Source organism: Acinetobacter sp. ANC 5054 (assembly GCF_002135295.1).
Taxonomy (GTDB): domain Bacteria; phylum Pseudomonadota; class Gammaproteobacteria; order Pseudomonadales; family Moraxellaceae; genus Acinetobacter.
This window is the reverse complement of sequence record NZ_NEGG01000010.1, coordinates 69917-85757: the sequence shown is the minus strand read 5'-3', so window position 1 is coordinate 85757 and position 15841 is coordinate 69917. Positions and strand designations below refer to the sequence as shown.

At 39.0% G+C, this 15841-nt stretch carries 15 protein-coding genes and 1 pseudogene; 14 read left to right on the top strand and 2 right to left on the bottom strand.

Going from position 1 to position 15841, the window contains the following annotated elements:
• Positions 1-9 precede the first annotated feature (9 nt).
• From B9T33_RS11225 to B9T33_RS16380, 9 genes and pseudogenes are all read left to right on the top strand, one after another.
• Positions 10-594: a HupE/UreJ family protein gene (locus tag B9T33_RS11225; RefSeq protein ID WP_086178991.1), complete on the top strand. Its 585-nt coding sequence runs from the start codon at positions 10-12 to the stop codon at positions 592-594.
• A gap of 46 nt (positions 595-640) precedes the next feature.
• Positions 641-1504 carry an urease accessory protein UreD gene (locus B9T33_RS11220; protein ID WP_086178990.1) on the top strand — a complete coding sequence of 288 codons (864 nt, stop codon included), beginning with the start codon at positions 641-643 and terminating at the stop codon, positions 1502-1504.
• 133 nt (positions 1505-1637) lie between these two features.
• Positions 1638-1940, top strand: coding sequence for an urease subunit gamma (gene ureA / locus B9T33_RS11215; RefSeq protein ID WP_086178989.1), 303 nt, complete (start codon positions 1638-1640; stop codon positions 1938-1940).
• A gap of 15 nt (positions 1941-1955) precedes the next feature.
• A complete protein-coding gene (locus B9T33_RS11210) occupies positions 1956-2267 on the top strand; it encodes an urease subunit beta (protein WP_086178988.1) in 312 nt (103 codons plus the stop codon).
• Positions 2268-2362: 95 nt separating this feature from the next.
• Entirely contained in the window at positions 2363-2818 is a 456-nt protein-coding gene (locus B9T33_RS11205) for a GNAT family N-acetyltransferase (protein WP_086178987.1), read from the top strand.
• 16 nt (positions 2819-2834) lie between these two features.
• Positions 2835-4535 carry an urease subunit alpha gene (gene ureC, locus B9T33_RS11200; RefSeq protein ID WP_086178986.1) on the top strand — a complete coding sequence of 567 codons (1701 nt, stop codon included), beginning with the start codon at positions 2835-2837 and terminating at the stop codon, positions 4533-4535.
• 82 nt (positions 4536-4617) lie between these two features.
• The gene (locus tag B9T33_RS11195) at positions 4618-5838 is read left to right on the top strand and encodes an AAA family ATPase (protein ID WP_086178985.1); all 1221 of its coding nucleotides are present in this window, start codon (positions 4618-4620) and stop codon (positions 5836-5838) included.
• The gene (locus B9T33_RS11190) at positions 5835-6722 is read left to right on the top strand and encodes a hypothetical protein (protein ID WP_086178984.1); all 888 of its coding nucleotides are present in this window, start codon (positions 5835-5837) and stop codon (positions 6720-6722) included. Before B9T33_RS11195 ends, B9T33_RS11190 begins: the two co-directional genes overlap by 4 nt.
• A gap of 96 nt (positions 6723-6818) precedes the next feature.
• Positions 6819-6935, top strand: a pseudogene (locus B9T33_RS16380) (allantoinase); the annotation flags it as partial.
• Positions 6936-7031: 96 nt separating this feature from the next.
• Here B9T33_RS16380 and B9T33_RS11185 read toward each other — a convergent pair.
• A complete protein-coding gene (locus tag B9T33_RS11185; RefSeq protein WP_416202595.1) occupies positions 7032-7469 on the bottom strand; it encodes a DUF2147 domain-containing protein in 438 nt (145 codons plus the stop codon).
• Positions 7470-8119: 650 nt separating this feature from the next.
• Between B9T33_RS11185 and B9T33_RS11180 the strand changes: the two genes are divergently transcribed.
• Positions 8120-8956: an SDR family NAD(P)-dependent oxidoreductase gene (locus B9T33_RS11180; RefSeq protein WP_086178982.1), complete on the top strand. Its 837-nt coding sequence runs from the start codon at positions 8120-8122 to the stop codon at positions 8954-8956.
• A 391-nt stretch (positions 8957-9347) separates the two neighbouring features.
• Here B9T33_RS11180 and B9T33_RS11175 read toward each other — a convergent pair whose 3' ends face one another.
• Positions 9348-10229 (bottom strand): LysR family transcriptional regulator, encoded by an 882-nt coding sequence (locus tag B9T33_RS11175; protein WP_086178981.1) that lies wholly within the window; start codon positions 10227-10229, stop codon positions 9348-9350.
• A 164-nt stretch (positions 10230-10393) separates the two neighbouring features.
• On the opposite strand from B9T33_RS11175, the gene B9T33_RS11170 reads away from it, so the two are divergent.
• From B9T33_RS11170 to B9T33_RS11155, 4 genes are all read left to right on the top strand, one after another.
• Positions 10394-11911: a CoA-acylating methylmalonate-semialdehyde dehydrogenase gene (locus tag B9T33_RS11170; RefSeq protein ID WP_086178980.1), complete on the top strand. Its 1518-nt coding sequence runs from the start codon at positions 10394-10396 to the stop codon at positions 11909-11911.
• Positions 11912-11926: 15 nt separating this feature from the next.
• Entirely contained in the window at positions 11927-12820 is an 894-nt protein-coding gene (gene mmsB, locus B9T33_RS11165) for a 3-hydroxyisobutyrate dehydrogenase (RefSeq protein WP_086178979.1), read from the top strand.
• Between the two features lie 87 nt (positions 12821-12907).
• Positions 12908-14563 carry an AMP-binding protein gene (locus B9T33_RS11160; protein WP_086178978.1) on the top strand — a complete coding sequence of 552 codons (1656 nt, stop codon included), beginning with the start codon at positions 12908-12910 and terminating at the stop codon, positions 14561-14563.
• A gap of 124 nt (positions 14564-14687) precedes the next feature.
• A complete protein-coding gene (locus tag B9T33_RS11155; protein ID WP_086178977.1) occupies positions 14688-15815 on the top strand; it encodes an acyl-CoA dehydrogenase family protein in 1128 nt (375 codons plus the stop codon).
• Positions 15816-15841: the final 26 nt, after the last annotated feature.

The following is a 15841-nucleotide window of genomic DNA, read 5'->3' as shown; positions in this document are numbered from 1 at the left end:
ACAGTACACATGCAGCAAATATTCAAAAAAATCTCTGCGGTGTCTTTGGCCTTTTTACCTTTATCGGTCATGGCGCATCCCGGACACGGACATGAGCACGAACGTGGTCAAAATGCATTGATCAGTGGTTTTGTTCATCCATTTACAGGGCTTGATCATTTGATGATGGCACTGGCATTTGGCGTTTTGATTTGGACTGCACATCGACGCTGGAAAGCGCTTGGGATAGTAGGTTTATCCATTGCCTTGGTTGTCGGTTTTTTGGTGGGTGCGCAAATTAATTTGCCAACTTCATTGGCTGAAAACGGCATTATTTTCTCATTAATTCTGCTCGCAATTGCTTTATGGAGCAAAGCGCACAAAGCCGTTCCAATCCTTGCAGCAGCCTTAGCTGGCTTTCATGGCATAGCACATGGTGCAGAATTGGGTCAAAGTGGTCATGCAGCTTTACTCATTTTAGGAATGGTCACTGCCATGGCGTCAATCTATGGTCTAGGTTTGGCGCTTGGGTCATTCATTGAAAAATATCTGCCTTATGGTAAGCAAATCGTTGGTACGCTAACAGCAATTGTTGCTGTCATCGGTTTGGCTTAATGCACAATATTAAGCTGATTTGGAGATGCGATTGACTGGTCTCAGCATGATAAAAAATGCGCCAACACAATTATGGTATGCGGCTTTGGAGCTTGGATTTGAATATCAAGCTGAAGCAGCTCGTACAGTGCTGCAACACCGTAAACATCATGGCCCAGTACGTATACAAAAGATGCTTTGGCCTGAAAAAACTGGAGTTTGTCACGCCATTATCGTCCATCCACCCGCAGGTATTGCAGGTGGCGATCATCTGACCTTTGACATGAAAGTGGATACTCAGGCACATGCATTGGTGACCACACCCGGTGCGGGAAAGTGGTACAAAACCAATGGAAAGCAGGCCTATCAACACATTCATATTCATGTCGCAGATCAGGCCATTTTTGAATGGCTACCACAAGAAACCATGCTGTTTGATGGTGCTTGTGCTAACTCTGAAACGCATATTCATTTAGATGAAAGCGCGAGTTTTATCGGTTGGGATATGTTGGTGATTGGTCGTCAAGCGTGTGGTGAAATTTTTCAACAAGGGCACTATCAAAATATATTTAGGCTGTTTCGTGCAGACAAATTACTTGTGGCAGATAGTTTGAATTTTAAAGGCAAAGATCGCTGGCTGACTTCATGCTTAGGTATGAATGGTCATGCAGTCATGGCAAGTTTTTGGGGTATCGCACCACTACATTTAAGGAACCAAACGTTATTGAGTGAACATATCGAACTGATTCGTGAATTAATGATGCGAATGAATGTACCTGTAACGCTGACGCTTTTAGGGGATGTCATCTGCGCACGTTATTTAGGGAATGATGTGCGGCATTGCCACGATGCTTTTGCGGCAATTCGAGCCAAATTAAGACGCTATTGGTATGACTTAGATGAAGAGTTTCCACGAATTTGGCGGACTTGAATGGAATATGCCCTTATTCATTTCTAAATCAACCCTCCCTCTAACTCCCTCCCAATGGGCGGGAGAACACTAAATAATGACTCAAGCTTGCACAATTTTTGCATTATACATTACAGAATTTTAGGACACAGATATGGAACTGAATCCTACAGAAAAAGACAAACTCCTGATTTTTACCGCAGGCTTGGTTGCCGAGCGGCGTAAAGCACGGGGTTTAAAACTGAATTATCCAGAATCCATTGCATTCATTTCGGCGGCTTTGCTTGAAGGCGCACGTGATGGCATGAGTGTGAGCGATCTTATGCATTACGGTACAACCTTATTAAGCCGTGCAGATGTGATGGATGGCGTAGCAGAGATGATTGCTGAAGTACAAGTGGAAGCGACATTTCCTGATGGTTCGAAGTTGGTGACAGTGCATCAACCTATTGTCTAATTTAAAGGAAATAAAATGATTCCCGGTGAAATTATTTGTCCAGATCTAGATATTGAAATGAATGTTGGACGTGAAATCGTCAAGATGCGTGTAGCTAACTTAGGTGATCGACCTATACAAGTTGGTTCACACTTTCACTTTTTTGAGGCCAATGATGCGTTGCAGTTTGATCGTGAGCAGGCAAAAGGCTTTCGATTGAACATTGCTGCTGGAACTGCGGTACGGTTTGAGCCGGGGCAAAGCCGAGATATTGAATTGGTTGCATTGGCAGGTAAGCGTGAAGTGTATGGCTTTGCGGGTCGTGTCATGGGCAAGCTGGATGAATAGCTTTGTTTTACTCTACATGCCGAATCACTTGTGAGTGCTAAGTATTTTTGCTAAGTATAAATGCCATAAGTGATTAAAAAGTATAAGAGAATAAAATGACTAAGTTAAAAATTCGTCCAGCAAATATTAACGATGTTGAAGCGATTGCTGCTGTAATTGCACCTTTTGTTGATGATGTCATTTCAAGTGATGAAGGACGTGAAAGATTTAAGCCACATATGCTGAAAGATATTTTTCAACGCCCACTTATTCATTATTTTGTAGCAGAAATGAATGGTGAAATTGTTGGAAACTTAGCTTATATCGAGCCATCACATGTCATGCATTATTTTTTAAAAGCTGAATATCAGGGACAAGGCTATGGCCGTCAAATGTGGAGTTTCTTAGAGCATGAAATTCTAAAAAATGATCCTGATATCATCACAGTGAATTCAAGCTTTTTTGCTTTAGAGATATATAAAAAATTTGGTTTTGAAGTGGCAAGTGAGTCAACGAAAAACTGGGGTATTCAATATATTCCGATGAAAAAACACTTAAGCCACCCATTTTAGGATAGGAAATAATTTAATGAAAATGTCACGCCGTGCCTATGCGGAAATGTTTGGTCCCACAACAGGTGACCGTGTCCGTCTAGCCGATACTGAGCTCTTTATTCAAGTTGAACAAGACCTGACTATCTACGGCGAAGAAGTAAAATTTGGCGGCGGTAAAGTGATACGTGATGGTATGGGACAGTCGCAGCTTTTGGCAAATGATGTTGCGGATACTGTCATTACCAATGCTTTAATTGTAGATTGGTGGGGCATTGTTAAAGCAGATATTGGCTTAAAAAATGGGCGAATCTGGAAAATAGGTAAAGCTGGTAACCCTGATATTCAACCCAACATTACTATACCTTTAGGCGCAGCCACGGAAGTCATCGCCGGTGAAGGGCAGATTTTAACAGCAGGCGGTATTGATACGCATATTCACTGGATTTGCCCGCAGCAAGTTGAAACTGCACTTATGTCAGGAACAACCACGATGATTGGTGGCGGTACAGGCCCAGCAGCAGGTACATCTGCAACTACCGTTACCCCAGGACCTTGGCATATCGCTACGATGCTGCAAGCCATAGATGACTTGCCCATGAACATTGGTTTATTAGGCAAAGGGAATTTAAGCCAGCCCGAACCCATTGCGGAGCAAATTAAAGCAGGCGTTGTCGGTTTAAAACTGCATGAAGATTGGGGATCAACACCAGCTGCCATCGACAATTGTTTAACGGTTGCAGATCAGTTTGATGTGCAAGTTGCTATTCATACAGACACACTCAATGAAAGTGGCTTTCTAGAAGAAACTTTAGGCGCTTTTAAAAACCGTACCATCCATACTTATCATACCGAAGGTGCAGGTGGTGGACATGCTCCCGATATTTTAAAAGCTATTGGTCAGTCAAATGTACTGCCATCTTCAACAAATCCGACACGTCCTTATACCATCAACACCATTGATGAACATTTGGATATGTTGATGGTTTGCCACCATTTAGATCCTGCTATTTCTGAAGATGTGGCATTTGCAGAAAGTCGCATTCGACGTGAAACCATTGCTGCGGAAGATATTTTGCAGGATATGGGTGCAATTGCCATGATGTCATCTGACTCGCAAGCGATGGGGCGTGTAGGGGAAGTGATTCTGCGCACATGGCAAACAGCACATAAAATGAAAGTACAGCGCGGGCCGCTAGAGGGTGACACACCGCATTCGGACAATAACCGTGTAAAACGCTATATCGCCAAATATACAATTAACCCTGCCATTACCCATGGTCTAAGCCATGAAGTTGGTTCAGTTGAAGAAGGCAAACTTGCAGACTTGGTGTTTTGGAAACCTGCATTTTTTGGAGTCAAACCGTCGATGATTATCAAAGGCGGGATGATTGCAGCTGCACCGATGGGGGACATTAATGCGTCTATTCCAACGCCGCAACCAGTGCATTATCGTCCGATGTTCGGCGCGTATCCGCGTGGTGTACATAACACCTGCATTACGTTCTTGTCGCAAGCCGCTATTGATGATGGCGTTGCAGAAAAGCTGAAATTGAATAAGTTAATTTCACCTTGTAAGAATACGCGTAATATTTCCAAAGCAAACATGAAGTTAAATACTTACTGTCCAGTGATGGAAGTCGATCCTGAGATTTATGAAGTCCGTGCAGATGGTGTACATTTAACGTGTGAGCCAGCGGAAGTGTTGCCCATGGCGCAGCGGTATTTCCTTTTTTAAATTTTAAATATAATCACTTTAACTCTTTAAAAGAGTTAAAGTATTACATATTATATGCTTAAATTATGTAGATGGGCATATAATGATACTTACTATAGAAATTGAAAAGTTGTTTGGCCGCTTTGACTATCTGTTAGATCTAAAATTTGACCAAAGAGAAAATCTAGTTTTAATAACCGCACCAAACGGATTTGGGAAATCGACAATATTAAGAATTATTAATAACTTTTTTAATAAAAAGTTTAATGAACTTTATGAGGAAAATTTTCACTTAATAAAAATTAAAAATGAATCAAAAGAAATAACAATTAACAAAGAAAATGATAAAGATTCAAGAGTATTAAGAATTTTTGATGGGGAGGAAGAATTCTTATTTGACTTTAAAGAATTTAAAAAAAGACGAGTTATGGGGCGGCATTTTCATATTGATTTATTTGATGAAATTAAGATTGAAAAGACCGCGGATATTTCAATTGATGTGAATATGAAGTGGTTAAATGACTTTATTGGAAGTTATAAAGTTGATTTTATTTCAACAAATAGACTTTATACAGAAAATAAAGATGAAAAGAATTTAGTAATTAAAGAACTGTCAAATAATATAGCAAAAACAATTAATAATTTTGTTAATGAACAATATACCTTATCAAAAAATCAGGAGAATTCTTTTCATAAAAGAATTTTAAGTGGTTTAAGACTTGATAAAGATAAAGATATTTCTATTGGGAGTGTAAATTCAAAAGTAAAAGAATTGGTTTTATATAATAATAAATATAATAAAATTTTTGGTAGTGTAAATCTTGATTTGGATGAGAATTTATTTAATGAGTTTACAAAAGATGATTTACAAAAAAATGGACCATTTTTAATGGTTTTAGATGAGTATCTAAATGATGTTGTTAAACGATCACGTAAGTTTCAAAAATTAGGTGAAAAATTACAATTATTTACTGACGCTGTAAATGAATTGTTATTATTTAAGCAAATCGAAGTTGATAGAAAAAAAGGGATTATTTTTAGTGATAACAGTGTTGGGCTAGAAGGATTGTCTTCTGGGGAACAACATTTATTAATTCTCATTGGAAAACTAATATTTGAGACTCAAGAAAATACCTTAGTTCTAATTGATGAACCTGAAATTTCACTACATCCAGCATGGCAAGAAAAAATAATTGAGATTTTTAATGAAATTAAAGTTATTAATAAGCTGAAGATTATTATAGCTACACATTCACCATCTCTAATAGGTGAGAAATGGGAGAGTGTTATTGAGTTAGCCGAACTAGTTGGTGATATTGAATGAGAAAATATCCAACTGTAAAAGATACAGCTAAAAATCCGAAATTTATTCTAAGTAAGGCGCAGCAAAATATTAGATCTAAGCAAAAAGATTTATATGTATTTGTCGAAGGTGAAAAAGATAGTCGGTTTTTAAAAAACATAGGATTGGTTAATAATAGAATTGGATTTGATGGATTTTCTGGGAAAAAACTTGTAAAAAAATTATTGATTGACTCTATGAATAGTCCATATTGTATTTTTACAAAATGTTTTTTTATTATGGATATAGATTATGATTTTCTAGTTAATAATAAAATACAAAAGTATGAAAATGTTTTTTATCATGGTTATTGTAATTTGAATAATTTATTTTTTTATAATGACTTGGAGATGTTTTTAATACACACAAAAGCATTTCAGAAATTATTAAATGAGTTTGATATAGAAGAAGATGCTAATTTATTGAAATCTAATTTATTAAGTTTAGCATTTGAAATAGGAATCTATAGGCTAGCTGATGAGTTAATTGTAAAGAAAAATATGCTTAATACTAGTGTGCTTGATGGAATAATGTTGGAACCATTTATTAATATTGCTGATTTTTCATTTCTTGATTTTGAGTTTAAAGAAAGTTTAAAGTTAAGATCACCCAAAAAAGACTACTTGTTTGATTTGTTTGATCAGGTTGATATTCTTAAAAGTGAAATTAAAGATATAAATAAGACAGTAAAAGGGCATGATTTTACAGAGCTACTAGAAATTTTCTTAAAATATAATGGAAAAAAATGGGCTAAACAAACTAATTTAGAGATGACTTTAAGAGTAGGCTGTGAAGCCAATGAGTTTTTTAATACAGATTTAGGTAAATCCTTTATTTCTAGACCATTAATTAATCCTTATTTGTAAGTAATAAATATTAATTAGTTTGTCATACTTTGGCGCACTAATTGCTTGATCCTTGCTAATTTTTTACTGTTTGATATAACTAATTAGGGATTAGAAGTGACGACTAGCTACTTACGTGGACAAGATTTAATAGACCAAATTCAGCAACAATACTATTCCAGAGACCTAATTGGCTATCATGGCGATGTGCCCAAAGTAGAATGGACAAACGGTAATCCCCTGAAAAAGACTCGGCTTTAAAAGTCCGAGTCAGATATTATGGTAACAACATGGTGTTGCACGTCAAATGCTAATCTAAGATCTATAAAATTAGTTTACGCGAATCCATGTTTGGCTACGACCTAGTGCGGATACACCAATATAGCCTCGACCATGTAATGTTTTACCATCATTGGACATTTTTGCATTGAAGCTATAGGTTTTACCATTTTTTGGATCGGTAATTTTACCACCGTCATAGGTATGTTTACCGGTATTTTTGAGCCCATTTACGATCTGTACGCCCAGTAATGGCTTGTTGTGGTATTTACCTACACATTTATTACAGCTTTCTGCTTCACCTGGGGTGAGTACATCAACAATTTTTGCTGATAAAACACCGTTCGATGTTTCATTAAACTGAACAATGGATAAAGGCTTTTTGGTTTGATCATCAATGGTTTTCCATTTTGTACCATGCAATGGGTCGGCTGCTAAAGCAAGCGTTGATACCAGAGATAAACCAATTACACTCAGAGTTGTTTTTATCATTTTAGAGAACCTCTATAACATGTTTAGAGATGTATCAAGCTAAATTCCATATTTTAGGAGTGATAAGCAAGATACAAGACTATTGAATTGAGCATAGATTAGATTGCTGTCTTCAATGGTTATACTGCCAAATAAATAAGTATATTTTGTGGATTTTATATACTGATTTTGAATGTAGAATTTCTTAATCGTGTAGAAAAATAGCAGTTATGTTGAGCTATGGTTATATTAAAAGTAATTTGTATCAGTTTTACTCATGATCATTTGTCAAATATTCAAAAAAATAAGTCATTGACCATTCAGCAATTGAGTTGATGATTTTCTAAGGATCTAAAATAATGATTTATGGGACTATTGATGCAAGAGCATCATGTAGAAAATTCATAAGTCTTCATTAAAAATAATCATTTCATTCATAGCTATTAGGCTTTTAAGCTTATGCTAAATTAATTCAATAGATTCTGAATCTATGATGATCTTCGAACGAAAACGAGTATTTATATGCCAATTTTCGTAAGGCTTTAAGGACAGTAATCTAACCGTTTGAATCTACACCAATATTGAAATTATCGTAACCATCGGTTGAATCAAACTCAATTCAGCAATAAGTAGTTTTAATCATATTCAAGAAAAACAAAGGATCACTCATGAAAAACTTTAACGCAAAGGTTGCTGCAATCACTGGTGCAGGCTCAGGTATTGGTCAACAGTTGGCAATTTTACTGGCAAAAGCAGGGACAAATTTAGCGCTTAGTGATCGTAATACTGAAGGTTTAGCGCAAACTGCAGATCTTATAAAAACAACAGGCGTTAAAGTGACGCAAACTGCACTCGATGTATCTGACTGCGCTGCGGTAGAAAAATGGGCCGCAGATACCCAAGCTGAATTTGGACAAATCAACATGATCTTTAATAATGCTGGCGTAGCCCTTGCTAGTACGGTTGAAGGTATGAGTTATGACGAAATCGAATGGATTATGAATATCAATTTCTGGGGCGTCGTTTATGGGACGAAAGCATTTTTACCGTATTTAAAGCAAAGCGGTGAAGGACATATTATCAATATTTCTAGTCTATTTGGTCTAACAGCTCAGCCAACCCAAAGCGCTTACAATGCTACAAAATTTGCGGTACGTGGTTTTACAGAATCACTGCGTCAAGAATTGGATATGGAAAATGCAGGGGTGAGTGCAACATGTGTACATCCAGGGGGCATTCAAACCAATATTGCCAATAGTGCACGCATGAGCGACAGTATTCGTTCACTTGGCATGAACCCAACGAAGGCAAGTAAAGCATTTAATAAAGTGTTAAAAACACCGCCTGAAGTTGCTGCACAAGTCATTTTAGATGCTGTACGACAGGATAAACGCCGTGTATTGATTGGTAATGATGCAAAAATTATCGATCTGATTCAGCGTATTGCACCGACACATTATGCCAAAGCGATTGATATACTCAGTGGTAAGAAAAAGCGTAAATAATTTAAATTACAAGTGAATTTGATTTAAAAAGAGGTGTAATGTCAGCCTCTTTTTTTATACAAACATCATATTTTTATCGTTTGATATATCTAAAATGTTTAGGTATTCAGCAGTTAAATATGGAAATGAGATGGAACTTCGACATTATTGTGAAAAAACTAGAGGCTGATCTACCCACGATCAATCTTTATTTAAGTAAGCGAAGCTTAAATACATCGCCAAGCGTGCAAACTTTTGTCGCTCTCATTAATGATTTCTTTCATTTAAATTTTAAGTAAGTGGGTCAGTTATATTGAAGCGAGGTATCTAGTATTACTTCATGTTGAAAGAATTGAGTCTTCAATGGGTGCAGAAATAACAGTTTCAGCATCCTTTTTACTGTAGATAAGTTTTAGTCCATTAATAAATGTTGATATAAATCAGCTTGTTTTCTTAAAAAATCCCAGACCAATTTTATACGTGGTTCATGCTGTAAATCGACCAATGTCAGCATCCAAAAGGTATGAATAAATCGAACTTCATCACCTAAAACTTGTGTTAACTCAGTTTTTTCATCGGCTAAGAATTTGGGCAAAATTGCCAATCCAGCACCAGCACTCACTGCAATTTGTTGTGCCAAGATACTGCTGCTACGAAAATTCGCATTCAGTTGTAATGGAATCCGCTCTAAGCAATACAATTCAGGACTGTAGACTAAATCATCAATATAATTTACAAATCGATGGTTTTTTAAATCTTCAAGTTTATGAATGGCTTGGGTTTCATTTAAGTAGTTTTTACTACCATATATTTTTAAACAATAATCGGTTAAACGGGTAATGATATACGGCCCAGATTTCGGGCGATCGATTGAAATAACGATGTCAGCTTCACGATGTGACAGTTTAATCATCTTTGGAACAGGGATTAGGTCGATGGTTAGCATGGGGTATTGTTTGGACAATTCTGCCAAGAGTTGGGTCAAAAATGCTGTACCAAATCCTTCAGGTGTGCCAATTCGCACACGCCCTTGTAATGGCTGATGTGGCTTTTCAATTTGGATGAACGCTTGTTCCATTTCTTCCACTCGCGGAACCAATGCTAAACCCTCGACAGTGAGTTCATAACCCGTAGCCTCACGTCTGAACAAGGGTGTACCTAGTGCCAGCTCCAAAGCCTGAATACGCCGAGATACCGTACTGTGTTCAACGCCAATTAAACGGGCAGCATTGGTCAGTGTCTTAGCACGAGCCAAAACTAAAAAATATTGCAAATGATCCCAATCCACTTTCATTTTAGTTTTTTTCCTTGTGCATATTTGCACATTGATCGTGCATGATTTTCTATTTGTGGTCAAAAAATTCTTTGCTAGTCTGAGTTTAAATACAAATCCAGAAAATACGACTTTTAGATATTTTCAAAAACTGCAACAACAATAAAAGTGCCCATGGAGTGGTTATGAACACAATGTCAAATATTCAGTCAACGACGGCTAAGTTACTTATTAACGGTCAATTTTTAGAATCTAAAACTCAAGATTGGCAAGATATTGTTAATCCTGCAACTCAAGAAGTTTTAGGTCGTGTACCGATGGCAACTTTAGAGGAAGTTGATGCTGCGATTGCCGCAGCACAAGAGGCTTTTAAAACATGGCGCTTAACGCCAATTCAAGCCCGTATGCGCATTATGCTGAAGTTGCAGGATTTGATTCGTGACAATATGAAACAGATTGCGGCTGTCCTCACTGCTGAACAGGGCAAGACTTTGGCAGATGCAGAAGGTGATATTCAGCGTGGGCTTGAAGTTGTTGAACATGCATGTTCGATCGGCACATTGCAAATGGGTGAATATACCGAAGGTGTTGCGCGTGGCGTTGATACCTACACATTGCAGCAACCTTTAGGTGTGTGTGCGGGTATTACGCCATTTAACTTTCCTGCGATGATTCCATTGTGGATGTTCCCAATGGCGATCGCATGTGGCAATACCTTTGTGTTGAAACCTTCAGAGCAAGATCCTTTATCGACCATGATGTTGGTTGAACTGGCTGTACAAGCAGGTGTTCCAGCAGGCGTGCTCAATGTCGTACATGGCGGTAAAGAAGTTGTAGACCGATTATGTACACACCAAGACATTAAAGCGATTTCATTTGTCGGCTCTACAGCTGTCGGCACGCATGTCTACAATCTTGCAGGTCAGCATGGTAAACGTGTGCAGTCTATGATGGGGGCAAAAAACCATGTAGTAGTCATGCCAGATGCCAATAAAGAGCAAACATTAAATGCCTTAGTCGGTGCAGCTTTTGGTGCTGCGGGTCAGCGTTGCATGGCTTTGTCAGTTGCAGTACTTGTTGGCGAGACCAAACATTGGGTCGATGAATTGGTGGAAAAAACCAAAACATTAAAAGTAAATGCAGGTCATGAACCGAATACCGATATCGGGCCAGTCATTTCACCACGCGCTAAGGCACGAGTCACAGACCTTATCAACAGCGGCGTAGAACAAGGTGCTGAACTTTTGCTTGATGGTCGTGATGTTGTGGTGAAAGGCTATGAAAATGGCAACTTTGTCGGCGCAACTGTATTTAATCAAGTACGTACAGATATGCGTATTTATAAAGAAGAAATTTTTGGTCCAGTTTTAGCAATCATCCATGTGGATACCTTAGAAGAAGCCATTGAACTGATTAATGCCAATCCATTTGGTAATGGCGTAGGACTATTTACCCAAAGCGGTGCAACGGCGCGTACTTTCCAAAACATGATTGATATTGGTCAAGTGGGTATCAATATTCCAATTCCTGTACCTGTTCCATTCTTTAGCTTTACAGGTTCTCGTGGTTCAAAACTTGGGGATTTAGGTCCATACGGCAAACAAGCAGTCCAGTTCTATACCCAAACCAAAACCATTACCAGCCGCTGGTTTGAAGACACGCAAGAAAAAAGTGAAGTCAACACTACAATTAACTTACGCTAATTTAGGAGTTCAAGGATGAATATCGCTTTTATTGGTTTAGGAAATATGGGCGGCAAAATGGCCCAAAATCTACTCAAAGCAGGTTTAAAGGTTTATGGATTTGACCTCAGTGAAGTTGCGATTCAGCACTTTACTGAAGCGGGAGGAATTCACTGCGACAGTCCACAACAGGCAGCTAAAGATGCAGATATCGTTATTAGCATGTTGCCTGCTGCTAAACATGTGAAAGATGTTTATTTAGGTGAAAATGGTGTGCTCGCTGTGCTGAAGGTAGGAAGCCTGTGTATAGATAGCAGTACGATTGATCCACAAACTATTAAAGAGATTGCTGCAGCCGGGCGTGAGCGAAATATTATCGTTTGTGATGCGCCTGTTTCTGGCGGCACAATTGGTGCTCAAGCTGGAACGCTGACGTTTATGGTGGGTTCAGATGACGCCACCTTTGAAAAGACCAAAGTCGTGCTTAGTCATATGGGCAAAAACATCGTGCATTGTGGCGATGTCGGTGCAGGTCAAATTGCAAAAATCTGTAATAACTTAATTTTGGGCATTTCTATGGCGGCCGTTGCTGAAGGCATGGCACTGGGTGCAAAACTTGGCATTGATCCACAAGCACTTGCAGGAGTAGTGAACAGTTCAAGTGGTCGTTGCTGGAGTTCTGAAATTTGTAACCCATGGCCAGAAATTTCGACCAATGCTCCAGCAGGTAGAGGTTATACCGATGGTTTTGCCACTCAACTTATGCTGAAAGACTTAGGACTCGCAGTTGAAGCCGCTGGTCAAGCCAAACAACCCATTATTTTAGGTGGATTGGTGCAGCAGATGTACCAACAATCTTGCTTACAAGGCAATGGGAATTTGGATTTTTCGAGCATTATTCAACAATATTTACCCAACGAGGCTAAATAGATTTTGCTTTAATACTTGCCCCAAAGGATGGGGCAAGCAATTTAAACCGTGTCATGAATAAGAACAAATTTAGGCAGAGGTCACAAAATGTTGAACTATCAGGATGTAGCAACAGCATTTGATTTAAATCATGCTGCAAAAAAAATGTTATCAGGTTCAGTAGAGCAGTTAAATGCTTGTTATGAATGCTGTGATCGTCATGCAGAAGCAGACAGTGAAAAGGTTGCAATCTATTGGCAGGGTAAAGACGGTCGTAAAGTGCAATATACCTTCAGCCAACTTAAAAAATGGTCTAGCCAATTTGCCAATTTTCTTAAATCACAAGGTGTACAACGTGGAGATCGCGTTTCAGGTCTACTGCCAAGAACACCTGAACTATTAGTAGTGATTTTAGCTGCATGGCGTATCGGTGCAGTTTATCAGCCACTGTTTACTGCATTTGGACCTAAAGCGATTGAACATCGTGTTCAGCTGGCCAAAAGTAAACTGGTCATTACAGATGTAGGCAATCGGCACAAACTGGATGAAGTTGAGCATTGCCCTCAAATTGTCACAGTTGCAGATCTTGATGGGTTAGGCGTACAAGCCAAGGATTTAAACTTTTGGGATGTGTTAAATACACAAGCTGAGCAATGTGAATTGGTCATGCAAAATATCCAAGCCCCTTTTTTGTTGATGTTTACTTCAGGCACAACTGGTGCTGCAAAACCATTGGAAGTCCCACTGAAGGCCTTAATTGCATTTGGAAATTACATGCAAGATGCGATTGGCTTAGAACCAGAAGATAATTTTTGGAATATTGCTGATCCAGGCTGGGCATATGGCTTGTACTACGGGATCACTGGGCCATTGCTATTGGGTCATGCCATCATATTTTATGAAGGTGGTTTTAGCATCGACAGTTTATGTCAGATTGTGAACGATTATCAGGTGAATAATCTGGCTGGCGCACCAACGGCATACCGCATGATGATGGCAGCAGACCAAGCGCAGATGGAAACCTTGAAAGGAAAATTTCGCGTTGTGAGTAGTGCGGGCGAGCCACTAAATCCAGAAGTTTTCCGTTGGTTTAAGCAAGTATTGGATGCCCCAATTTTTGACCATTATGGACAGACGGAAGTCGGTATGGTGGTGTGTAATCATCATGGCTTAGCACATGAAGTTCGTGCGGGTGCAGCAGGCTTTGCAAGTCCGGGCTATCGCGTAGCGGTCATAGATGATCAAGGAAATGAATTAGCTGCCAATACACCGGGGATTCTTGCCGTTGATATTGAGCAATCTCCAATGATGTGGTTTGGCGGTTATAAAGAAAGCCGTAAATCACCATTTTTGAAGCATTATTATTTAACTGGCGATACTGCTGAATTAAATGATGACGGTAGTATGAGCTTTGTTGGGCGAAGTGATGATGTCATTACCACATCAGGCTATCGCATCGGCCCATTTGATGTGGAAAGCGCATTATTAGAACATGACACCGTAATTGAAGCGGCTGTGGTGGGCGTTCCTGATCCTGAACGAACCGAAATTGTGAAGGCTTTTGTGATTTTAGCAGAAGGAAGTCAACCCTCTGACGAATTGGCAGAACAATTGAGCCAATTTGTGAAAAAACGCTTATCTGCTCATGCTTATCCACGTCAAGTGAAATTCGTAACGGAACTGCCTAAAACACCAAGCGGCAAAATTCAGCGTTTCCTATTGCGTAATCAAGAAATTGCGAAGCAGCAAGCTGCCATCAATTAATTAAGTATTTGTATTGGGTTTAGACAAAAGTGCAATCGCATATATTTAAAAAATCACTGAATGTATGGCGTGGTCTAAACCCAAAAAATCAGATCTAAAGCTATAAAATATAAAGGAATATGAAATGCAATTTACAGAAGAACAATTACTCATTCAGGACATGGCGAAAAGTTTTGCCCAAGAACAAGTTAAACCGCATGCGAGTGAATGGGATCGTCATGGCACATTTCCAAAAAATGCATTGGCGCAAATGGGTGAATTGGGCTTTCTTGGCATGTTGGTTTCTGAAGAATATGGCGGTTCAAATACAGGAAATTTAGCTTATGTTTTAGCACTAGAAGAAATCGCTGCTGCTGATGGGGCAACATCCACCATCATGAGCGTGCACAATTCAGTTGGTTGTGTGCCCATTGCAAAATTTGGGACTGAAGAACAAAAGCAAAAATATCTAGTGCCTTTAGCACAAGGACAAATGATTGGTGCATTTGCGTTGACTGAGCCACATACCGGCTCAGATGCTGCTGCCATCAAAACCCGCGCAGTTAAAGATGGTGAAGATTGGGTCATTAATGGTGCTAAACAATTTATCACCTCTGGAAATAATGCAGGGGTCATTATTGTGTTTGCAGTGACCGACCCAAGTGCTGGAAAGAAAGGGATGAGTGCCTTTATTGTTCCGCGTGACACAGCTGGCTATGAGGTTATCCGTACTGAAGAAAAATTGGGTTTACATGCATCGGATACCTGCCAAATCGCATTGACTGATGTACGTGTGCATCAAAGTTTAATGCTTGGCAAAGAAGGCGATGGTTTAAAAATTGCCTTATCTAATTTAGAAGGTGGACGCATTGGCATTGCTGCTCAAGCCGTTGGCTTGGCGCGCGCAGCCTTAGAAGAAGCCACGAAATATGCCAAAGAGCGTATTACTTTCGGCAAACCTATTTTTGAGCATCAAGCAGTGGCATTTCGCTTAGCCAGCATGGCGACGGAAATTGAAGCGGCACGCCAATTGGTTCACCACGCAGCACGTTTAAAAGAAGCAGGGCAATCTTGCCTAAATGAAGCTTCTATGGCGAAGCTATTTTCATCCGAAATGGCTGAACGTGTTTGTTCAGCTGCACTGCAAGTCTTTGGTGGTTATGGTTATTTAAAAGATTTTCCAATTGAACGTATTTATCGAGATGCACGTATTTGTCAAATTTATGAAGGGACGAGTGACATACAACGTTTGGTGATTGCACGAAGTTTATAAACAGAAGCCAAAAATCAATATCACCA